18 protein-coding genes are annotated in these 20,679 nt (G+C 64.4%); 13 read left to right on the top strand and 5 right to left on the bottom strand.

Annotation, left to right across the window (positions count from 1 at the left end; all coding sequences use genetic code 11):
* Positions 1–5: 5 nt before the first annotated feature.
* From HW932_RS01045 to HW932_RS01035, 3 genes are read right to left on the bottom strand one after another with little or no spacing between them, the layout of a single operon-like run.
* Entirely contained in the window at positions 6–845 is an 840-nt protein-coding gene (locus HW932_RS01045; RefSeq protein WP_246296594.1) for a competence/damage-inducible protein A, read from the bottom strand.
* Positions 826–1,242, bottom strand: a complete 417-nt coding sequence (locus HW932_RS01040; RefSeq protein ID WP_176974647.1) for a PaaI family thioesterase — start codon at positions 1,240–1,242, stop codon at positions 826–828. Before HW932_RS01040 ends, HW932_RS01045 begins: the two co-directional genes overlap by 20 nt.
* The gene (locus HW932_RS01035; protein WP_176974646.1) at positions 1,239–1,829 is read right to left on the bottom strand and encodes a Uma2 family endonuclease; all 591 of its coding nucleotides are present in this window, start codon (positions 1,827–1,829) and stop codon (positions 1,239–1,241) included. The genes HW932_RS01040 and HW932_RS01035 overlap by 4 nt, the downstream gene beginning before the upstream one ends.
* A 169-nt stretch (positions 1,830–1,998) precedes the next feature.
* Between HW932_RS01035 and HW932_RS01030 the strand changes: the two genes are divergently transcribed.
* The 3 genes from HW932_RS01030 to HW932_RS01020 are packed head-to-tail and all read left to right on the top strand — an operon-like array spanning position 1,999 to position 5,962.
* On the top strand, positions 1,999–4,170 hold the full coding sequence (locus HW932_RS01030) for an HAD-IIB family hydrolase (protein ID WP_176974645.1): 2,172 nt from the start codon (positions 1,999–2,001) through the stop codon (positions 4,168–4,170).
* Positions 4,167–5,003, top strand: coding sequence for an HAD-IIB family hydrolase (locus HW932_RS01025; protein WP_176974644.1), 837 nt, complete (start codon positions 4,167–4,169; stop codon positions 5,001–5,003). Before HW932_RS01030 ends, HW932_RS01025 begins: the two co-directional genes overlap by 4 nt.
* Before the next feature lie 14 nt (positions 5,004–5,017).
* Positions 5,018–5,962 (top strand): PfkB family carbohydrate kinase, encoded by a 945-nt coding sequence (locus HW932_RS01020; RefSeq protein WP_176974643.1) that lies wholly within the window; start codon positions 5,018–5,020, stop codon positions 5,960–5,962.
* Here HW932_RS01020 and HW932_RS01015 read toward each other — a convergent pair.
* Positions 5,959–6,372 (bottom strand): type II toxin-antitoxin system VapC family toxin, encoded by a 414-nt coding sequence (locus HW932_RS01015; RefSeq protein ID WP_176974642.1) that lies wholly within the window; start codon positions 6,370–6,372, stop codon positions 5,959–5,961. The genes HW932_RS01020 and HW932_RS01015 overlap by 4 nt on opposite strands.
* On the bottom strand, positions 6,372–6,632 hold the full coding sequence (locus HW932_RS01010; protein WP_176974641.1) for a type II toxin-antitoxin system Phd/YefM family antitoxin: 261 nt from the start codon (positions 6,630–6,632) through the stop codon (positions 6,372–6,374). The genes HW932_RS01015 and HW932_RS01010 overlap by 1 nt, the downstream gene beginning before the upstream one ends.
* Before the next feature lie 145 nt (positions 6,633–6,777).
* On the opposite strand from HW932_RS01010, the gene HW932_RS01005 reads away from it, so the two are divergent.
* From HW932_RS01005 to HW932_RS00960, 10 genes are all read left to right on the top strand, one after another.
* Positions 6,778–8,301, top strand: a complete 1,524-nt coding sequence (locus tag HW932_RS01005) for a site-specific DNA-methyltransferase (RefSeq protein WP_176974640.1) — start codon at positions 6,778–6,780, stop codon at positions 8,299–8,301.
* Positions 8,282–8,536: a DUF2442 domain-containing protein gene (locus tag HW932_RS01000; protein WP_176974639.1), complete on the top strand. Its 255-nt coding sequence runs from the start codon at positions 8,282–8,284 to the stop codon at positions 8,534–8,536. The genes HW932_RS01005 and HW932_RS01000 overlap by 20 nt, the downstream gene beginning before the upstream one ends.
* Positions 8,537–8,549: 13 nt before the next feature.
* On the top strand, positions 8,550–8,846 hold the full coding sequence (locus HW932_RS00995) for a type II toxin-antitoxin system RelE/ParE family toxin (protein WP_176974638.1): 297 nt from the start codon (positions 8,550–8,552) through the stop codon (positions 8,844–8,846).
* A 3-nt stretch (positions 8,847–8,849) separates the two neighbouring features.
* On the top strand, positions 8,850–9,140 hold the full coding sequence (locus HW932_RS00990; protein ID WP_176974637.1) for an addiction module antidote protein: 291 nt from the start codon (positions 8,850–8,852) through the stop codon (positions 9,138–9,140).
* A gap of 33 nt (positions 9,141–9,173) precedes the next feature.
* Positions 9,174–11,921, top strand: coding sequence for a DEAD/DEAH box helicase family protein (locus tag HW932_RS00985; protein WP_176974636.1), 2,748 nt, complete (start codon positions 9,174–9,176; stop codon positions 11,919–11,921).
* Positions 11,922–11,965: 44 nt separating this feature from the next.
* The gene (locus HW932_RS00980) at positions 11,966–13,939 is read left to right on the top strand and encodes an alpha-amylase family glycosyl hydrolase (RefSeq protein WP_176974635.1); all 1,974 of its coding nucleotides are present in this window, start codon (positions 11,966–11,968) and stop codon (positions 13,937–13,939) included.
* A 67-nt stretch (positions 13,940–14,006) separates the two neighbouring features.
* Complete coding sequence (locus HW932_RS00975; RefSeq protein ID WP_176974634.1) at positions 14,007–15,305, top strand: dicarboxylate/amino acid:cation symporter; 1,299 nt, start codon at positions 14,007–14,009, stop codon at positions 15,303–15,305.
* Positions 15,306–15,367: 62 nt separating this feature from the next.
* Positions 15,368–16,003, top strand: coding sequence for a carbonic anhydrase (locus HW932_RS00970; RefSeq protein WP_176974633.1), 636 nt, complete (start codon positions 15,368–15,370; stop codon positions 16,001–16,003).
* A 34-nt stretch (positions 16,004–16,037) separates the two neighbouring features.
* A complete protein-coding gene (locus HW932_RS00965; protein ID WP_176974632.1) occupies positions 16,038–19,109 on the top strand; it encodes a response regulator in 3,072 nt (1,023 codons plus the stop codon).
* 113 nt (positions 19,110–19,222) lie between these two features.
* A complete protein-coding gene (locus tag HW932_RS00960) occupies positions 19,223–20,557 on the top strand; it encodes an ABC1 kinase family protein (protein WP_176974631.1) in 1,335 nt (444 codons plus the stop codon).
* The last annotated feature ends 122 nt before the right edge of the window (positions 20,558–20,679 follow it).

The following is a 20,679-nucleotide window of genomic DNA, read 5'->3' as shown; positions in this document are numbered from 1 at the left end:
GTTGTTCAGTCCTCCCGCGTCCCATCGACCGGCGCCTCGATGTACTCGAATGCGGCATCGTCGAGCGCCTGACGCAACTCGCGCATGGCGTCATCGAGTCCATCGCGTCCGCGAAAGCCGAGCCGGATGTGCGGATCTTCGCCCATGTGCGGCAGGCTGAAGTGCTTGAGTTCGGGATACTCCAGAGTCAAGCGGCGCATCAGCGGGATCAACTGACTCTCGGGCACGCCGCGCACCAGCACCGCTGACTCGCGCGCCTGGACGCAGCGTCCGAAGTGCCGGTCCAGCACCCACTCGGCCATCGGCCAGGCCATCTTCGGGAATCCGGGCAGGAACCAGTGCCGCGCCAGCGTGAACCCCGGCATCCGGTTGACCGGATTGGGCACCAGATCCGCCCCCGCCGGCAGATCGGCCATGAGGATACGATGCGGATAGGCCGACTCGCCGAATTTGTCTTCGATCAGTTGCGCCGCCTCGGGATGGCGCACCAGCTCGACATGCGCCGCTGCCGCCGCACAGGCGCGGGTGTGATCGTCCGGGGTCGCGCCGATGCCGCCGCAGACGAACACCGGCTCGGGCCGTCCCATCGAGAAGCGCAGATGCGCCGTCAGCACGTCCGGGTCGTCGGGGAGCATCCAGTAGCGGGCCAGGGTATGACCGCGCTCGCCGATCAGGCGCTTGAAGGCGGGCAGATGCCCGTCGACGCGCGCGCCGTTGAGCACCTCGTCGCCGATGACGATCAGACCGAAGGCGACCGGCTCACGGGCTTCGGTCTCGGTCTCCACGTCGTCCAGCGGCTCCGATCCGGCATCGGGCGAATATCCGTCAACGACCGATGTAGTCATCGAGCGCCTCCTGTTTGCGATAGACGGTCCCCTGCATCAGCGCCACGGCTTGACCGGCCTCGTCGCTGACGCGGATCACATAGGTCGCGAGCTTGGGATTGATCGAGACCTCCTCGGCCTCGGCGATCAGCAACCCGCGCCGTGCCGCCTTCATGAAAGAGACCGAGACGTTCACGCCGAGCGCGACCGTGCCATGCGAATTGGAGGCGACCGCGAACACCAGATCGGCCAGACTGAAGATGGCCGCGCCGTGCGCCACGCCGACGGCGTTCAGATGCCGGTCGTCGATCAGCAGCTGAGCGCGTGCCCGCCCCAACCCGACCTCCAGCAGCTCGATGCCGACATGGGCGGCGAAACGGTCGTTACGGAAAAAGTCCTGGATTTGGCTTGGATTCATACAGTGCGCTCCGCCGCAAAGACCACCTTGTCGTAGACCTCAGCCACCGTCAGCGTACAGCCGACGCTCGACAGATGGACAAAACCCGCCAGATCATCCACGCTGGTCAGCATCCAGCGCTCATCGTCGCCGCGCGTATAGAGCTCCAGTTGCACCCGGTGCTGAGCCACGAGCAGATATTCGCGCAGTGACGGCAGACGCCGGTAGAGCGCAAATTTGTCACCGCGATCATAGGCTTCGGTCGAACTCGACAGCACCTCGACGATCAGGCTTGGATTGAGCAGCAGATCGCGTCGACCATCGTGGAACTGCTGTTCGCCGCACAGCGCCATGAGATCCGGATACTTGCCCGCCTCAGCGGCCTGGATGCGCAGCTTCATGTCACTGGCATAGACCTGACAAGGACGCCCCTTCATCTGCATCCACAACTGACCGTGGATATTGCCGATGATGATCGCGTGCTCAGCCGTACCCCCGCTCATCGCGAAGACTTCGCCGTCGACATACTCATAGCGCGTCTCGAAACTCGCGCGCTCGCCGTCGAGCCAGTCGTCGAAACTCAAGCTTGGTTTGGGTTGAAGTGCCATCTGGATCTCCCATGATCGAGTCAGCCGCGATTGTAGACCGGATCACCGGGTGATGGCCTCCTGAGACGCCACGATTGGCATCAGCGGCAAAGTCACTTACCCTGAAACCCTATGGAGACAAGAAGGCGCCGCCCTTCGCGGTCGCCGGGAAACGGGGGAACTTCACCCGATGTATATTCTGATGCTCAGCATCCACGGACTGATCCGTGGTCATGACCTGGAACTCGGACGGGACGCGGACACCGGCGGACAGACCAAATACGTGGTCGATCTGGCCCGCGCACTCGGCGAACGCGCCGATGTCTCGCGGGTCGATCTGGTGACGCGGCGCGTCGTCGACCCGGCCGTCAGTCCCGACTACGCCGAAGCCGTCGAGCCGCTCAACGATAAAGCACGCATCCTGCGGCTCGACGCCGGTCCCGAGGGCTATCTGCCCAAGGAACAGCTCTGGGACCATCTCGACGGCTTCGTCGACAACCTGACCGCCTTTCTGCACGAACAGGGCCAGTGGCCCGACATCATCCACAGCCACTACGCCGACGCCGGCTATGTCGGGACGCGGCTGGCCAATCTCATCGGCGTGCCCCTGGTGCACACCGGCCACTCGCTCGGACGCGACAAGCGCCAGCGCCTGCTGGCCGCCGGTCTCGACAGCGACCAGATCGACGCGCGCTACAACATGCTGCGCCGCATCGACGCCGAGGAAACGACCCTGGCCACGGCCGAGCTGGTCATCACCAGCACCCACAACGAGATCGAGGAACAGTACGGGCTGTATGACTACTATCTGCCCGAGCGCATGCGCGTCATCCCGCCCGGTACGGATCTCAAGCAGTTCCATCCGCCGGCCGACGACGACCCGCTCCCGCCCTTCGCCGAGGTCGTCGAGCGCTTTCTCGACGAGCCGGACAAGCCGCTGATCCTGGCCCTCTCGCGCGCCGACCATCGCAAGAACATCGTCGCCCTGGTCGAGGCCTATGCCGAGAGTCCGCGTCTGCGCGAGCTGGCCAATCTGCTGATCGTCGCCGGCAACCGCGACGACATCCGCGATCTCGACGAGGGCGCGCGCGCCGTCCTGACCGATATCCTCATCACCATCGATGCCCATGACCTCTATGGTCGGGTCGCGCTGCCCAAGCACCACAGCGCCGACGAAGTCCCGGAGATCTATCGGCTGGTCGCGCGCTCGGGCGGGGTCTTCATCAATCCGGCGCTCACCGAGCCGTTCGGTCTGACCCTGCTCGAAGCGGCGGCGACCGGCCTGCCGCTGGTGGCGACCGAGAACGGCGGTCCGGTCGACATCATCGGCAACTGCAAGAACGGTCTGCTGGTCGATCCGCTCGACCGGACGGCGATCGCCGAGGCGCTGCTGAAGATCCTGGAAGATCGCGAAACCTGGCAGACCTATTCCAAAAACGGTCTGGCCGGCGTGCGCCGCTTCTATTCCTGGCAGGCCCATGCCGAGAGCTACCGCGCGCAGGTCGGGCCGCTGACCGAACGTCACGAATCGATCCCCGGCACGCCACCGATGCGCCGTAGTCTGGTCTACCGCGACCGCGCACTCTTCACCGACCTCGATCAGAGCCTGCTCGGCGATCCCGAGGGCGTCGAGCAGTTCGTAGCGATGATGAAGCGCAACAAACGCTGCGCCAACTTCGGCATCGTCACCGGGCGCCGGCTCGACTCGGTGCTGATCGAACTCAAACGCCACGGCATCCCGGTCCCGGATGTGCTCATCACCAGTCTCGGCACCGAGATCCATTACAGCGGCCAACTGGTGCTCGACGATTACTGGAGCGATCACGTCGACCATCTCTGGAAACCCAAGTCGGTCCGTCAGGCGCTGGCCGAGGTTCCGGGGCTGGTGCCTCAGGGCAAGATCGAACAGAGCCGGTTCAAGATCTCCTATCACTATGATCCGGCGATCGCGCCCTCGGTCGAGGAGATCTCGACCCTGCTGCGCACGCGCGAGCTGAGCGTCAACGTCATCCATGCCTTCGGGCAGTTCCTCGACATCGTGCCGATCCGCGCCAGCAAGGGTCAGGCGGTACGCTATGTCACCCACCGCTTCGGCATCCCGCTGGAGCATGTGCTGGTGGTCGGCGGCTCGGGCGCGGACGAGGACATGATGCGCGGCAATACGCTGGCGGTGGTGGTCGCCAATCGCCATCACGAGGAACTGTCGCAGCTCGCCGATCTCGACCGGATCTATTTCGCCGAGCAGGCCCATGCCAAGGGCATCCTGGAGGCGATCGACCATTACGACTTCTTCCGCTCCTGTCGCGTGCCGGACGCGGTCCCCCAGCCGGTCGCCGAACCTGAACCGGAGGCTCCAGCATGAACGCGCGTCCCCTGCTGCTGTGCACGGATCTGGATCGCACCCTGATCCCCAACGGGCGCGAACCCGAGTCGCACGAGGCGCGTCCCTGGTTCAGGCGTCTGGTGGCCGAACCTGAAGTAGCCCTGGCCTATGTCACCGGACGCCATCGGGCGCTGATCGAGTCGGCGATCGCCGAGTACGAACTGCCGGTCCCCAATTTCGTCATCGGCGATGTCGGGACCAGTCTGCATGTCATCGTCGATGGGGTCTGGGAGCGGGTGCACGACTGGGAGACAGAGATCGCGACCGACTGGGCCGGGCCGGCGGACATCGCCGACTGGCTGGCCGATCTCGACGGACTGCGCGAGCAGGAACGCGAAAAGCAGGGGCCGTTCAAACTGAGCTATTACACCCCGGCCGATCTCGATCCGGAGGCGCTGCGTGCCCGGATTCGCGAATGTCTGGAGCGTCATGAGGTTCGCGCCAATCTGATCTGGAGCATGGACGAGGCGGCTGGGGTCGGACTGCTCGACATCCTGCCGGCGAATGCGTCCAAGCGGCACGCCATCGAGTTTTTGATGTGCCGTATCGGGCGTGGTCTGGACACGACGCTCTTTGCCGGCGACAGCGGCAATGATCTGGAAGTGCTGGTCAGTCCGGTGCGTTCGATCCTGGTCGCCAATGCCCATCCCGAGGTGCGGGAGATGGCCGTCGCGCAGTCGCGTGAACTGGATCTGGCCGACCGGCTCTACTGCGCCCAGGGCAACTGGCGCGGGCTGAACGGCAACTATGGCGCGGGCATCCTGGAAGGCGTGGCCCATTTCAGGCCCGATCTGGCGGATCGGATCGGCTGATCGCGGAGACACTGATGAAACACACCAGCGTACAGATCTTCGGCGAGGTTCTCTTCGACCACTTCCCCGACGGGCGTCAGGTGCTCGGCGGTGCGCCCTTCAACGTGGCCTGGCATCTGGCTGGCTTCGGTGTCGCGCCGCGCTTCATCAGTGCCGTGGGCGCGGATGCGGAGGGCGCGCAGATTCGGGCGAGCATGGAGGACTGGGGGCTGATTACGTCCTGTCTCCAGACCGATCCCGAGCATCCGACCGGGGCGGTCACGGTCAGTCTGGTCGACGGCGAGCCGAGTTATGACATCGTGCCCGAGCGCGCCTATGACTTCGTGCGTGCGCCCGAGGACATCGCGCCGGGCGGTCTGCTCTATCACGGCACCCTGGCGCTACGCGGGCCGGTGTCGGCGGCGACGCTCGACGAACTCAAGAGTGCGGGGCCGGATCTGATCTTTCTCGATGTGAATCTGCGCGAACCCTGGTGGTCGCTCGACCAGACCCGCGAGCTGGTGACTGAGGCCGACTGGGTCAAGCTCAATCGCGACGAGCTGGCGCGGCTGTCGGATGCCGCGCCCGAGCACGAGGGCTGGCTGGCGTCGGACCCGGATTCGCGCTCGGCGCTGATCGAGTCGGCACAGCGTTTTCTGGAGCGCCACGATCTCGCCGGACTCATCGTCACGCTCGGCGCCGACGGGGCGCTCGGCTTGACTCAGGACGCCGATCCGGTCTTGGTCGCGCCGCCGCAAGCACTGGAGGTCGTCGATACGGTCGGCGCGGGGGATGCGTTCGCATCGGTCACGCTGCTTGGCTTGATCCACGGTTGGCCGCTGGCGACCATCCTCGAACGCGCTCAGGCGTTTGCGGCGCGGATCGTCGGCCAGCGGGGCGCGACCGGCACGGATCGCGCGATCTACGAAGTTCCGTGGAAAGGGGTCTTTTTCGACAGCAATGTATCCGACGCGCGCTAGGCGGCAGCCTCCCACGGATTGAGCACCTTGACACCTGTGGGCGTGAAGTGCCGAATGTTGCGTGTGACGACGGTCAAGCCGTGCTCCTGTGCCGTGGCGGCAATCAGCAAATCGGCGCTCTCATGGCCGATTTCGGCCGAGAACTGCCCCCAACGACGGGCGATCGCCGTGTCGATCCCGAGTATACGATCGGCGTACAGATGCAGGACCGTTTCCAACCACTGTGCCAGGGCGGCTGCAAACTCGGCGTTTTTGGTTCGTTGCAACAGGATGCCGCGCTCGATCTCGCCGATGGTCACAACGCTGAGGAACAGATCGGAAGGGCGCTGAGCCGAGATCCAGGCGACGACTCCGGGATGACGCTCACGGCGGCGGAGTTCGGATAGGACGACGGTATCGAGCAGGTACATCAGAACTCCACATCACGCTGCTGAAGCGGCAGGCGCTCAAAAGGTTCGTCGTCTTGCGGCAGATTCAGCAGCACGTCCGTAAACGACGGTGCGGAGGCTCTTTCCAGTTGCTGCAAACGCTCGAACGTCTCGGCGGAAATCACGACGCTGACCGGTTTGCCGCGTCGCGTGACCCACTGTGGTTCACCGCGCTGGGCGGCATCGACGACCGCACTGAAGCGATTCTTGGCGTCTTGGAGCGACCAGGTTGAAGCGGACATGATGGCGACCTGTCTAGTTGAGTCGGCTAGAGTCTAGGCGGCGCTGGGCTTGAGTGCAAAGGCTCGTTAAGATAGCTGTCGCTTGGGTCGCATCCACGGATCGCGGCTCGCTCTCTCGAATCACTCAGGACTGGACTGACCGACGATGCCCCAACTGACCTGGCTCGGCGATGCCGAGGCCAAGCGTGCCGCGCGGCGCGTGCCCTATCGATTGCTGGAAACGCAGTCCGTCCACGGCGACCCGGACGCCGACAACTGGCTCATTCAGGGCGACAATCTGGAGGCGCTCAAGTCGCTGTTGCCGTTCTGCGCGGGGCGGGTCAAGTGCATCTTCATCGATCCGCCGTACAACACCAAGAGCGCCTTCGAGCATTACGACGACAATCTGGAGCACAGTCAGTGGTTGTCGATGATGTATCCGCGTCTGGAGCTGTTGCGCGATCTGCTCGCCGAGGACGGGTCGATCTGGGTCACGATCGACGACAACGAGGGGCATTATTTGAAGGTCGTCATGGATGATGTGTTTGGGCGCGGGAATTTTATTGCAACAGGCATTTGGCAAAAGCTTCATGCTCGCAACAATTCAGCCCAGCATCTTTCTGACGACCATGATTTCATCATAGCGTTCGCTCGAAACCTCAAAATTTGGCGACCTAACAAAGTTTCAAGATCCTACGCAAGCGATGCGGATTTTTGGAATCCTGATGATGACCCTCGTGGGCTATGGCGTCGCTCTGACCTCACGGCTGCAAAACCTTATTCAGATGGACACTACGAAGTAACAGGTCCACATGGCGATATTTTCGTCCCGCGCAAGAATCGCTACTGGAGTCTATCCAGAGAAACTTTTGCGGCCCTCGAAAAAGACGACCGAATTTGGTGGGGAAAAACCGGCCGTACTTTTCCATTCCGCAAACGATTTCAATCTGAGTTAGGCGACTTGGTCCCAACAACTGTCTGGCTAAATACGGACGTTGGAAACAATAGAGAAGCAAAACAGGAAGTCGCAAAACTTTTCGGGCGAGATGACATTTTCTCTACTCCAAAACCAGAGCGTCTAGCACGGCACGTCCTCCACATCGCCACCAACCCCGGCGATCTCGTCCTCGATTCCTTCCTCGGCTCGGCCACGACCGCCGCCGTCGCGCACAAGATGGGCCGACGCTGGATCGGCATCGAGATGGGCGAACACGCCCGCACCCACTGCCTGCCGCGTCTGCTCAAGGTCATCGACGGCGAACCGGGCGGAATCTCCAAAGCGGTCGACTGGAACGGCGGCGGCGGATTCCGCTTCCTGACCCTCGGCCCGCCCGTCTTCGAGCCGGATGGACGAATCAACCCGGCCGTGCGCTTCCCGACCCTGGCCGGCTATCTCTGGTTCCTGGAAACCGGCACACCCTGGACGACCCATGACGCCACGCCCAGCCCCCTGCTCGGCCTCCACGACGACACCGCCGTTGTGCTGCTCTACAACGGCATTCTCGGCGACAGCCGGACCGACGGCGGCAACGTCCTGACCTCCGCCCTCTGGCGCGACCTCGAACCGCTCGCCGCCGGACGCGCCCGACGCTGGATCATCTACGGCGAAGCCGCCCTCATGCCCGAAACGCGCCGTCGTGAATTGAATATTCAGTTCAAGCAGATTCCCTATGACATTCAAATGCGTTGAGCCTGTAGATCCGCGCGCCGATCATATCGAATGCACCGAGGATGAACTGGTGGTGAGACTTGTCGATGGCCGTATCATCTCAGTGCCACTGGCGTGGTTTCCTCGTCTAGCCAACGCCATGCCGCCGGAGCGCGCTCAGTTCGAACTATTGGGCGACGGCAGGGGCATCCATTGGCCGCTGCTCGACGAAGATATCAGCGTTCAGAGTCTGCTCATTGGAAAATCGCGTCTTTGACGAATTCGCAAACATGATACAGATCAAGCAAACGGACGAGTTCGCGGCATGGTTGTCGGGACTTAAAGACGGACTCACCAAACGCCGTCTGGCCACTCGGTTGCGTAAAGCCTCGCTCGGCAACCTCGGCGACGTCCAACCTGTCGGCCATGGCGTTTTCGAGATGCGCGAACACTTCGGCCCCGGCTGGCGACTGTATTACGTCCGGCGCGGCCCGGTACTGATCCTGATGCTGGGCGGCGGCGATAAATCGACACAGGCCGCCGACATCGCCAAGGCCATCGCACTGGCGTCCACTCTTGAGGATTGAACCATGACCAAGAAAATCCGCATTGCCGACTTGCCTGAGTTCGACATCACCGAATACCTCGAAGACGATCAAGCGATCGTCGAATATCTGAGCATCGTACTCGAAGAAAATGATCCCGCCTTGCTGGCCGCCGCCATCGGCGACATTGCCCGCGCACGCGGCATGACCGAAATCGCCAAAGCAACCGGTCTTTCACGCGAGGCGTTCTACAAGGCATTACGCGCTGACGCACAAACACGCATCGACACCGCCAATCGTGTGTGTCAATCCTTGAGCATCAAGCGCGTTGCCTAGCCGCTCCATCAAACTCCGGCCTAACGACCACCCATGCCCCTGATCCTCAAGGACTACCAGAAACGCGCCCTGGGCACGCCCGACACCGAGGGCGCGCTCTCGGTGTTCCTGGAACTGGCGCGCGGCGCCCGAGACGCCAACGCCCTGAGCACCGCCTTCAACACCGCCCGCCGCCGCATCCTCGGCGAGCACCTGTGCGACGCACCCTATCGCCCGCTCTCCGCCGACGCCCCCGACATCCCCCAAGTCTGCCTGCGCATCCCGACCGGCGGCGGCAAGACTCTGATGGCCACGCACGCCATCGAACGCGCCGCCCGACTCTATGCCGGCGTCGACCATCCCGTCGTACTCTGGCTAGTGCCGACCAACACCATTCGCGCCCAGACCCGCGACGCCCTGCGCACCCCCGGCCACCCTTACCGCGAGGCCCTGCTGTCCTACTGGCCCGCCGACCGGCTGACGGTCATCGACATCGACGAAGGCGAACAGCTACGCGCCCAGGACTTCGGCGCGCGCACCATCCTCATCATCGCCACCATGCAGACCCTGCGCGTCGACAAGACCGCCGGCCGCGAGGTCTACGCCTACAAGGAAGCCTTCGAGCCGCATTTCAAGACCCTGCCCGACGCCGACTTCCTGGAACGGGTCAGCGACGCCGATCTCGCCGAACGCCCCTATCTGTGCAGCCTGATCGGCGACTCAAACGCGCGCCCGATCAAACGCTCGCTGGCCAACCTGCTGGCCTGGCATCGCCCCATCGTCATCGTCGACGAGGCCCACAACCACACCACCCCGCTGTCGTTCGAGGTGTTCCGGCGCATCCGCCCGGCCTGCGTCATCGAATGGACCGCCACCCCGGCCCCGGATCAGAACCTGCTCTATCACGTCTCGGCCCAGGAACTCAAAGCCGAGGACATGATCAAGCTGCCGATCCTGCTCGTACCGCATCCGAACTGGCGCGAGGCGGTGCGCGATGCCCTGCTGACGCGCGAGCGCCTGGCCGAACGGGCGCGGCTCGAACCGGATTACATCCGTCCGCTGGTGCTGTTCCAGGCCGAACCCAAGAACGGCGCGGTCACGGTCGAGGTCTTGCGCGCCCATCTGATCGAGGCGCACGGGATCGCCGAGCGACGCCTTGCCGTGGCCACCGGCGCCCAACGCGAACTCGAAGGCGTCGACCTGTTCGCGCCCGACTGCCCGATCGATTTCATCATCACCGTCGAAGCCCTGCGCGAGGGCTGGGACTGCTCCTTTGCCTATGTGTTCTGCACCGTGCAGAACATCCGCTCCAGCCGCGACATGGAACAGTTGCTCGGGCGCGTGCTGCGTCTGCCCTATGCACGCGAGCGCCGCGCACCCGAATTGAACCGCGCCTATGCCCATGTCTGCGGCTCGGGGAGCGTGCAGGTCGCGAGCGAACTGGTCGATCGGCTGGTGTCGATGGGTTTCGAGGAATTCGAGGCGGCGAGCGCCGTCCAGCCGGGAACGGACGATCTCTTCGGCGACCTTGACGACAACGGCAACGGCTCGGTCGCCGAACCGCCCCAGGTGCAAAGCGCCTTCGAGATCCCGGCGGCAGTCGCCGAACAGTTGCGCCGGAGCTTCGGCGAGCTGATGCCCGAGGGCGTGACGCTCGATCCGCCCGCGCCGGACACCGAGGCTCCACCCGTGGTCAGGGTGACTGGACTGCTCGCACCCGCGACCGTCGACGCCGTGGTCGAAGCCGTCCCGAAACGTCATCGGCCCGAGCTGTCGCGTCAGTTGGAGCGCCACCAGACCCGCGCCCAGATCGCCCTGGCGCCGGCTCAGCGGCGGCTCGACTTCGGCCCGCTGCCGCGACTGGCCCTGCCCGTGCAGGGTGAATTGCAGCTCCTGGAACCGGCCCTGCTCGCCGAACTGGCGCCGCTGTCATTGGCGGCGGCCCCGGCAGATCTGCCCGGCTTCACGCGCGAGGACGATGAAAAGCCCTTCCTGATCGACCTGGACCAGGGTCAGTTGCGGATCGCCGTCGAGCACCCGAACTACCGGCTCGATCTCGACAGCGGAACGGACGCCATGCCGCGCGCCGAACTGATCCGCCTGCTCGACCGCGCGATCCGGCGCGACAGTCTGCTGCAAGCCGATACCATCGCCTGGATCGGGCGTGTGCTCGATGGATTGAGCGCACGCGGGATCGATCTCAACTACTGCGCGCGTCACACCAACCGACTCGCCGAGGCCCTGGCGCAACGTCTCAAGACGCTGGTCGACTCACAGCGTCGTCAAACCTTCCAACACAGCCTGCTCGATGGATCGGCAGGCTTGTGCCTGTCGGAGCATCACGCCTTCCGCTTCGACCCCGAGCGCTATCCGGCACACTGGTGGTTCGAGGGACGCTACCACTTCGAGAAGCATTTCTATCCGCGCCCCGGCGAGCTGGATTCCGACCTGAACACCGAGGAAACCGCCTGCGCCATCGCGATCGACCGGCTGGACGCCGTGCGCTTCTGGGTGCGCAACCTGGAGCGCCAGCCGCTGACTTCTTTCTGGCTGCCGACCGCAACCGACCGTTTCTATCCGGATTTCGTGCTGCGTCTGGAAGATGAACGCCTGCTGGCGGTCGAGTACAAGGGCGGCGACCGCTTCAGCAACGACGACTCCAGGGAGAAACGCGACATCGGCGCCGTCTGGGCGGCGGCCAGCGGCGGGCGCTGTCTGTTCGCCATGATCACGGATGCCCGGACCGCCGGTTGCCCGGTCGAGCAGCAGCTAAAGCGTGCCATTGCCCAGAGCAGTGCCTGACGCACGCGATTCAGACCACCGACATCCAACAGGACGCGGCTCCCATGTACGAACAGGTTTCACACGCCCTTCTCAACGACATCCTCGACGATCTCAGCCATCAGGTGGTGCGCGAGGATCTGCGTCATTTCTACACCCGGCTGGGCGCGAACTTCTATGCCATCCATTCGCTGTTCGCCCATCTCTACGGCCATCGCGAGGACTTCAAGGAGCGGATCACTGAACTGACCGAGCGTCTGGCGCGCGCCTATATCGCCCGTCCCGAGCCGTTGCGCCGGCTCGACATGGAGCGTGAGGAGAACCACAACTGGTTCCTGAGCCAGGAGTGGACTGGCATGGCGCTCTATCTCGACGGTTTCGCCGGCAACCTCCAGGGCCTGATGCAGCGCCTGCCCTATCTCCAGGAGCTGGGCGTCAACATGGTCCATGTGATGCCGATCCTGCGCTGTCCGCTCGGGGCCAGCGACGGCGGCTATGCGGTCAGCGACTTTCGCGACATCGACCCGCGCGCCGGTACGGTCGAGGACGTGCGCGCGCTCGGCGAGGCGATGCGCGCGCGCGGGATGCTGCTCACCCTCGACGTGGTGGTCAACCACACCTCCAACGAGCACGCCTGGGCGCAGCAGGCACGTAACGGCGACAAGACCTATCAGGACTTCTACTACGTCTTCCCGAACCGCGACGTGCCCGATATGTTCGAGGAGACCCTGCCCGAGATCTTCCCCGAGACCGCGCCCGGCAACTTCACCTGGGACGCCGACATGGGCAAATGGGTGATGACGGTGTTCAACCACTATCAGTGGGATCTGAACTACTCCAATCCCGCCGTCTTCATCGAAATGCTCGACATCGTGCTGTTCTGGGCCAATCAGGGCGCCGACATCCTGCGGCTCGATGCCGTGGCGTTTCTGTGGAAGAAGATCGGGACCACCTCGCAGAACGAACGCGAGGCGCATCTGATCCTGCAAATGATGAAGGACTGCTGTCAGGTCGTCGCCCCAGGCACGCTGTTCATCGCCGAGGCCATCGTCGCGCCGTCTGAGATCATCAAGTATTTCGGCGAGGACGCGGTCATCGCCAAGGAATGCGAGATCGCCTACAACGCCACCTTCATGGCCCTGCTCTGGGACGCGGTGGCGACCAAGAACGCCAAGCTCCTGAGTCAGGGCATCAAGAGTCTGCCCGTCAAGCTCGACCGCGCCACCTGGTTGAACTATGTGCGCTGTCATGACGACATCGGTCTCGGCTTCGACGATGCCGACATCCGCGCCTGTGACTATGATCCCTACGCCCATCGGCGCTTCCTGGTCGACTGGTTCACGGGATCGTTCGAAGGCTCGCCGGCGCGCGGTCGGCCCTTCGGCGTCAATCACAAGACTGGGGACGCCCGTATCGCCGGGGCGCTGGCCTCGCTGGCCGGACTGGACGCGGCGCTCGACTCGGGCGATCAGACCGCCATCGACCACGCCGTCAATCTGATCCTGACCCTGCACGGCATGATCCTGTCCTTCGGCGGCATCCCGCTGATCTGGTACGGCGACGAGGTCGGCACCCTCAACGACTGCTCCTTCCTCGACGACGTGAACAAGGCGGGCGACGCGCGCTGGATCCATCGTCCGCGCATCGACTGGAACCGGGTCGAGCGTCGGCGCGAACAGGGCACGGTCGAGCAGCGGATCTTCGACGGACTCAAGCGCCTGATCGCGGTGCGCAAGAACACCCCGGCCTTCGCCGACTTCAACAACCGCGAGCTGATCGATGCGGGCAATCCGCACATCTTCGCCTTCCTGCGCACCCATCCGAGTATGCCGGGCAGTTCGGTGCTGGTGGCGGCCAACTTCGATGCCTCCTCGCAATATCTCGATCTGGACGCGCCGGCCTATCGCGGACTGTTCCGGGGCGGGCAGATCCAGGATCTGGTCAGCGGCGATTCACCGGCACTGCTCAACAACCGGGTGGTGATCCCGCCCTATCACTTCTACTGGCTCGCCGATCAGCGGGCGCGGTCGTTGCTCTGAATTCCCCCCCTCTCCCCAACCCCTCTCCCGCGAGGGGAGAGGGGCTTACAGCATGGGACACTTGGCTATGTCATTGCTCAAACTCAAGCTCCACTGGCAGATCCTGATCGCGCTCGTCCTGGCGGTCGTCGTCGGGCTGATCGTCGGACGTGAGATCGGTGTGTTCGGCGTGACCTTCCATGCCATCTTCGACTTCGTCGGCCAGCTCTTCCTCAATGCGCTCAAGATGCTGATCGTGCCCCTGATCGTCTCCTCGATCATCGTCGGCGTCTCCGGGCTGGGCGGGTCGGAACATCTCGGACGACTCGGCGGCAAGACGCTCGGCTATTACGCCATGACCAGTCTGCTGGCGATCCTGGTCGGTCTGACCCTGGCCAACCTGATCCAGCCCGGTGTCGTCGAGGGCGATCCGGCCGAGGTCTTCGGCTTCAGCGCCGAAGCCGCCGCGCTGCAGGAACGCATCGGCGATCGCGACGCGGGCGATGTGGTCGAGGTCTTCCTGCGCATGATCCCGACCAATGTGATCGAGGCCGCCGCCGATGGCCAGATGCTGGGACTGATCTTCTTCAGCCTACTCTACGGCTTCTTCCTCACCCGCCTGAACGAGACTCAGGGCGGCATCCAGCGCCGGTTCTTCGAGGGCCTGTTCGAGATCATGATGCGGATCACGGATCTCATCATGCGTTTTGCTCCGATCGGCGTCTTCGCCCTGGTCGCGCGCACCGTGGCCGACACCGGACTGGAGGCTTTCGGCCCGCTGGCGCTGTTCTTCCTGACCGTCACCCTGTCGCTCGCGACCCACTTCCTGGTCGTGCTGCCGCTACTGCTCTATTTCATCGGCGGCGTCGACCCGCGCCGCCACTATGCCGCCATGGGCGCGGCCCTGGTGACGGCCTTCTCGACCGCCTCGTCCTCGGCCACACTCCCGATCACCATGGACTGCGTGGAGAAGAACGCCGGCGTCTCCAACCGCACCAGCAGCTTCGTGCTCCCGCTCGGGGCCACGGTCAACATGGACGGCACCGCGCTCTATGAATGCGTCGCCGTGCTCTTCATCGCTCAGGCCTACGGACTGGAACTGACCCTCGGCACCCAATTCCTGGTCGTGCTGCTCGCGCTTCTGACCTCGATCGGCGTGGCCGGCATCCCGGCGGCCAGCCTGGTGGCCATCGCCGTCATCCTGAGCGCCGTGGGTCTGCCGCTCGAAGGCATCGGGCTGATCCTGGCCGTCGACCGCGTGCTCGACATGATGCGCACCGCCGTCAACGTCTTCAGCGACTCCTGCGGCGCCGTCATCATCGCCCGCAGCGAAGGCGAACGGAATGTATTGAAATTACAGCCAAACGACGCTGTTCCTTCGGTATAGAATGCGCGTTCGCCGCCCCGGCATCCCTCGAACATCACCGCCGAACCAGAGACATCCGCTCCATGCCCAACACGATCTCCGCCCTCGAGGCACTCGACCGTCTGCGCGAAGGCAATCAGCGCTTCTCGCAAAACCTCACCAGCCTCGACCGCATGATGAGCTATCAGCGCCGCGCCGAACTGACCGCCGGTCAGAAACCCTTCGCCATCATCCTCGGCTGCTCGGATTCGCGCGCCCCCGCCGAGATCCTCTTCGATCAGGGACTCGGCGACCTGTTCGTCATCCGGGTCGCCGGCAACGTGGTTGCGCCGTCGCAGATCGGCAGCGTCGAGTTCGCCGTCTCGCGTTACAACACCCGTCTGGTCGTGGTCCTGGGTCACTCACACTGCGGCGCCGTCTCCGCCACCATCGAGACCCTGCTCGAAGGCGAAGACAGCGAGTCGCGCAACATCGCCTCCATCGTCGACCGGGTCAAACCCTCCGTGCAGCCGCTGCTCGACACGGATCTGCGCCATGACCGCGACGCCCTGCGCGGCGCGGCCGTGCGCGCCAACGTCCGTGCCTCGGCCAACCAACTGCGTCACGGCTCGCGCATCATCGAATCGCTGATCGAAAGCGACGGACTGCTGGTGGTCGGCGCCGAATATGCGCTCGAGACCGGCGTGGTCGACTTCTTCGACGGGGTTCCGGACGTTTGAACGCTCACTCCCCGGATGTGGCCGGAGTCCGCCCGTGGATCCACAACTGAGCATTCCGGACCTGTTCTTTCTGTTCGCGCCCGACGGAACCATCCTCGAGTTTCGCGGGCCGACTGACAGGCTCTATGTGCCGCCCGAGCATTTCATCGGCAAGCATCCGGGCGAGGTGCTGCCATCCGAGGTGGCCGCGCTGTTCGATGCCCATCTCGCCGACGCCGCCCGGAGCGCCGAGCTGGTCAGCTTCCAATACGTCCTGCCCATGCCCGAGGGTCCGCGCGAGTTCGAGGCGCGCATCTGTCCCCTGGGCGCCAACGCACAATTCCTCGCCGTCGTGCACGATCTCACCGACAGACGCCGACTCGCCGAACGCGAACGTCTGATCGAGACCATGTTCTCCCAGACCACGGACTCCATCGTGCTGGTCGACCCGGAGACTGGTCGCTTCGTGGCGTTCAATGATGCGGTCGCGCGCGATCTCGGCTACACGCGCGAAGAATTCGCACAGCTGTCGATCGCCGACATCCAGGCCGAACATGATTCTGAGGAGATCGCCGCCAATATCGCCGCCATCCTGAACGAGGACATCGGCGGCTTCGAAACGCGCCATCGCGACAAGGGGGGCCGCCTTCACAACGTCGAAATCAACTTTCGGCGTGTCGTGCACGAGGGCCAAACGCTGATCTCCGGTGTCTGGCGCGACGTCACCGAACAGAAGAGGCAGGAACGCGAGCGCCTGAAGACGATGCGCGAGCTGGAAGCCTATCGCGGACATCTGGAGGAACTGGTCGCCACCCGCACCGCCGAACTGGAAGCGGCCAAGGTCGCCGCCGAGGGCGCCAATCGCGCCAAGAGCGCCTTCCTGTCGAACATGAGCCACGAGATCCGCACCCCGATGAACGCCATCATCGGCTACTCGCATCTCATGCGGCAGGATCCGCTCACCCCGCGCCAGATCGACCAGCTGAACCGACTCAACGACTCGGCCCAGCATCTGCTCCAGATCATCAACGACATCCTGGATCTGTCCAAGATCGAGGCCGAGAAGCTCACGCTCGAGGCCCGCGACTTCGAGCCGGCGCGCGTGGTCGATCACGTCTTCAATCTGGTCGCCGATCCGATCCAGGCCAAGGAGCTGGACGTGCTGGTGGATCTCGACCACATACCGGAACGGCTGCATGGCGATGGCGTTCGCTTCGGCCAGATCCTGCTCAATCTGGTCAGCAACGCGGTCAAGTTCACCGAGCGCGGTCAGATCGCCATCGCGGCGTACCCCCTGGCCGATCCGCCCGCCGGCGAATCCGATCCCGATGCGCTGTGGCTGGGCTGGACGGTTCGCGACACCGGCATCGGTATGACGCCCGAACAGCTCTCACGGCTGTTCCGTGCCTTCGAACAGGCCGATGCCGGCACCACGCGCCGCTATGGCGGCACCGGGCTGGGGCTGGCCATCAGCAAGCGTCTGACCGAACTCATGGGCGGACGCATCAGCGTGACCAGCCGTCCGGGCGAGGGCAGCGAATTCCGACTGGAGATCCCCTTCGCACCGGCGCGCGATCCGGCCCATCCCGACCCCAAGCTCGAAGGGCTGCGCGGACGTCGCGCCCTGGTCATCGACGATCATCTGGAGGCGCGCACCATCCTGCTGCACCTGCTCGAAAGCCTGGGACTGCGCGCCGAGGCCGTATCGAGCGGCCAGGAGGGGCTAGCGGCCGTCATCGGGGCCGACGGCGACGACGATCCTTATCACCTGGTCACGATCGACTGGAAGATGCCGGACATGGACGGTTTGGAGACGGTGCGGCGTCTGCGGGCGCTGCATCTGTGTCATCACCCGGATCTGCTCATGGTCACGGCCTATGGCGACCAGTTGCCCGCGCTACCGCCCGGAGAATCCATCCGCGTGCTCGCCAAGCCGGTCACGCCCTCGGGGCTGCACGATGCGCTGGTTGCTTCGCTCCAAGGGGCACGGGATCTGCCGGTCATCGAGACGCCCGCCTTCGAACAGCCGGATCATGCCGGGCGTCTGCACGGCGCGCGCATCCTCGTCGCCGAGGACAACGAGATCAATCAGGAGGTCATCCTCCAGCTGCTCGAAGCCACGGGCGCACGGGTGACGCTGGCCGAGAACGGGCTGGAGGCCCTGGAGATGGTGCGTGCCAACGCCTATGACCTGGTGCTGATGGATGTCCAGATGCCGGTCATGGACGGACTGGAGGCCACGCGCGCCATCCGTGCCGAACCCGAGCATCGTGAGCTGCCGATCCTGGCGATGACGGCCAATGCCTTCGAGAGCGACCGCCGACAGTGCATCGAAGCGGGCATGAACGACCACTTGGCCAAGCCCATCGAACCCGAGCAATTGACCGAGACCCTTGGACGCTGGCTGCCGCTCCAGGCGCAACAGGCTGAGGACGCGCCCCGGTCGCCGTGCGACGAGACCGACGACGACACGACAGTTCCGGGGACGCTGGTGGATCGACAAACCTTGGACTCGATTCCGGGACTGGATCCGGAACAGGGACTCAAGCCGCTGCGCGGCAATCTCGCGTTCTATCTCAATCTGCTCGGACGCTTCATCGACCAGCATGATGAGGAGACCGCCGCGCTGACCACGCATCTGGCGCGGGGCGATCTGGACGCGCTCGAACACGATGCCCACCGCCTCAAGGGTGCGGCGGCGACACTCGGCGCCCATGTGCTGCGCGATCTGGCCTACACTCTGGAGCAGTCCGCGCGCGCGCATGAACCCGTCGAGCGACTCCAGCCGTTGATTGATCTGCTCACCACCGAACTGGACGCCCTGACCGGGCATCTGCGAGTGGTCCTGCCGCATTCTGGGCCGGCTCAGCCGTCCGTCCCAGCCGAGCCGCCCGCCGCCGATCCGGATCACGCCCAATTGCGCGACATCCTGCCCCGGCTCGCCGAGTTGCTGACCCATCACGACACGGCCGTCAACGATCTCTTCGATCAGTCGCGATCATTGCTGCGCACCGCGCTCGGTGAGGTCGCCAACAAGCTCGAGCGTCAGATTCGCGGCTTCGACTATGAACAGGCGCTGGAAACGCTGCACACGATCCTCATTTCCGAGGAAGACTCTCGGGATTGAACTTTTCCGAAAATCGCCTTCAAAGGCTGTGTCTTTTGCCGGCGCCTCGCCGGCGATCCTCGTTCAATTCCGCCAACCTCTGGGTGGCCTAAGTCTTCACGGAACCTCGCTCCATGTCACAGCCTTCCGCTTCCGAATCACGCGGTCTCGCCGTCCCCAGTCAACGTCTGAGCCGACTGTGGCATCTCGGTCGCGCCACCGGCGATCTGGCCGCCGGCATCGGCGTCAAGGGTCTGATCGATCTGGCGCGCACCCGTGCTGGCGGTCAACCGGCGCGCATCCAGCTCTCGCCCGAGCACACCCGCCGCTTCACCGATCGTCTGGCGCGGATGCGCGGGGCGGTGATGAAGATGGGCCAGCTCATGTCGATGGACGGCTCGGACATCTTCACCCCTGAGGCGGCCGAGATCATGAGCACCCTGCGCGAGCGTGCCGAGCCGATGCCGCTGAGTCAGTTGGCGCAGGTTCTGGAGCGCGAGTACGGCACGGGCTGGGACAAGCAGTTCAAACGCTTCGAGTTCACCCCGATCGCGGCGGCCTCGATCGGTCAGGTGCATCGCGCCGAGACCCGCGACGGACGGCGGCTGGCGCTCAAGATCCAGTTCCCCGGCGTGCGCGAGAGCATCGACAGCGACATCGCCAATCTGGCCATGCTCGGGCGCTCGTTCGGGATGGCGCCCAAGGGGGTGGACATCGCGCCCTTTCTGGAAGAGGCGCGGCACCAGCTCCATCGCGAGGCCGATTACGACGCCGAGGCCGAGGCGCTGGAATCCTATCGCGTCTGGGTCGGGGATGATCCGGATTTCCATATCCCGGCGGTGCATCGCGATCTGACCACGCGCAACATCCTGGCGATGGATTTCGCCGAGGGCGTGCCGGTCGACCGGCTGGCCGGACCCGAATATCGACGCGCTGAGCGCGATCGGGCGGCGACGCTCCTGATGCGCCTGACGTTGCGTGAGCTGTTCGAGTTCGGGCTGGTGCAGACCGATCCGAACTTCGGCAACTATCTCTACGATGCGGCGAGCGGGCGCATCGTGCTGCTCGACTTCGGAGCGACCAAGCCGGTCGCGCCCCAGTTGGTCGAACGCTATCGCCAGCTTGCCAGCTCAGCCATTCGCGGTGATCGCGCCGGGATGCGCGCGGCCTCGGTCGCGCTCGGCTATGTCGGGGCCGATGATCCCGACGAGCACGTCGAGGCGATGATGGATCTGCTGGCGCTGGCCTCCGAGCCGCTGCGTCATCCGGGGCACTATGACTTCGGCCTCTCGGATCTGTTCGAGCGCGTCTACCATCGCGGGCGGGCGCTCTTCCACTCCGGCGTCTTCAGCACCGCGCCGGCGCCGGAGACGCTGTTTCTGCATCGCAAGTTCATGGGGTCTTTCATGCTGTCGCGCCGTCTGCGGGCACGCGTGGAGCTGAGCGAGATGGCGCGGATCTGTCTGTAGGCCGTCGGTCATCAGGTGCCGTTGTTGCCCAGTTGCAACCTGAACAGCTGATCGATCGTCAAGGTCAGGGCCAGACCTTGCTGTGGTGAGTCGAGGTTCAGTTCTTCCCTCAATCGCCTAGC

Source organism: Allochromatium humboldtianum (assembly GCF_013385175.1).
Taxonomy (GTDB): Bacteria; Pseudomonadota; Gammaproteobacteria; order Chromatiales; family Chromatiaceae; genus Thermochromatium; species Thermochromatium humboldtianum.
This window is presented reverse-complemented; position numbering and strand designations above follow the sequence as displayed.

What these genes read in the sequence shown, in the direction of transcription:
- HW932_RS01035 (WP_176974646.1), bottom strand. Translation starts at nt 1,829, where the DNA reads ATGGCACTTCAACCCAAACCAAGCTTGAGTTTCGACGACTGGCTCGAC.
- HW932_RS01040 (WP_176974647.1), bottom strand. Translation starts at nt 1,242, where the DNA reads ATGAATCCAAGCCAAATCCAGGACTTTTTCCGTAACGACCGTTTCGCC.
- HW932_RS00960 (WP_176974631.1), top strand. Translation starts at nt 19,223, where the DNA reads ATGTCACAGCCTTCCGCTTCCGAATCACGCGGTCTCGCCGTCCCCAGT.
- HW932_RS01025 (WP_176974644.1), top strand. Translation starts at nt 4,167, where the DNA reads ATGAACGCGCGTCCCCTGCTGCTGTGCACGGATCTGGATCGCACCCTG.
- HW932_RS00980 (WP_176974635.1), top strand. Translation starts at nt 11,966, where the DNA reads ATGTACGAACAGGTTTCACACGCCCTTCTCAACGACATCCTCGACGAT.
- HW932_RS01015 (WP_176974642.1), bottom strand. Translation starts at nt 6,372, where the DNA reads ATGTACCTGCTCGATACCGTCGTCCTATCCGAACTCCGCCGCCGTGAG.
- HW932_RS01030 (WP_176974645.1), top strand. Translation starts at nt 1,999, where the DNA reads ATGTATATTCTGATGCTCAGCATCCACGGACTGATCCGTGGTCATGAC.
- HW932_RS00995 (WP_176974638.1), top strand. Translation starts at nt 8,550, where the DNA reads ATGATACAGATCAAGCAAACGGACGAGTTCGCGGCATGGTTGTCGGGA.
- HW932_RS01000 (WP_176974639.1), top strand. Translation starts at nt 8,282, where the DNA reads ATGACATTCAAATGCGTTGAGCCTGTAGATCCGCGCGCCGATCATATC.
- HW932_RS01005 (WP_176974640.1), top strand. Translation starts at nt 6,778, where the DNA reads ATGCCCCAACTGACCTGGCTCGGCGATGCCGAGGCCAAGCGTGCCGCG.
- HW932_RS01010 (WP_176974641.1), bottom strand. Translation starts at nt 6,632, where the DNA reads ATGTCCGCTTCAACCTGGTCGCTCCAAGACGCCAAGAATCGCTTCAGT.
- HW932_RS01020 (WP_176974643.1), top strand. Translation starts at nt 5,018, where the DNA reads ATGAAACACACCAGCGTACAGATCTTCGGCGAGGTTCTCTTCGACCAC.
- HW932_RS00975 (WP_176974634.1), top strand. Translation starts at nt 14,007, where the DNA reads ATGTCATTGCTCAAACTCAAGCTCCACTGGCAGATCCTGATCGCGCTC.
- HW932_RS00990 (WP_176974637.1), top strand. Translation starts at nt 8,850, where the DNA reads ATGACCAAGAAAATCCGCATTGCCGACTTGCCTGAGTTCGACATCACC.
- HW932_RS01045 (WP_246296594.1), bottom strand. Translation starts at nt 845, where the DNA reads ATGACTACATCGGTCGTTGACGGATATTCGCCCGATGCCGGATCGGAG.
- HW932_RS00985 (WP_176974636.1), top strand. Translation starts at nt 9,174, where the DNA reads ATGCCCCTGATCCTCAAGGACTACCAGAAACGCGCCCTGGGCACGCCC.
- HW932_RS00970 (WP_176974633.1), top strand. Translation starts at nt 15,368, where the DNA reads ATGCCCAACACGATCTCCGCCCTCGAGGCACTCGACCGTCTGCGCGAA.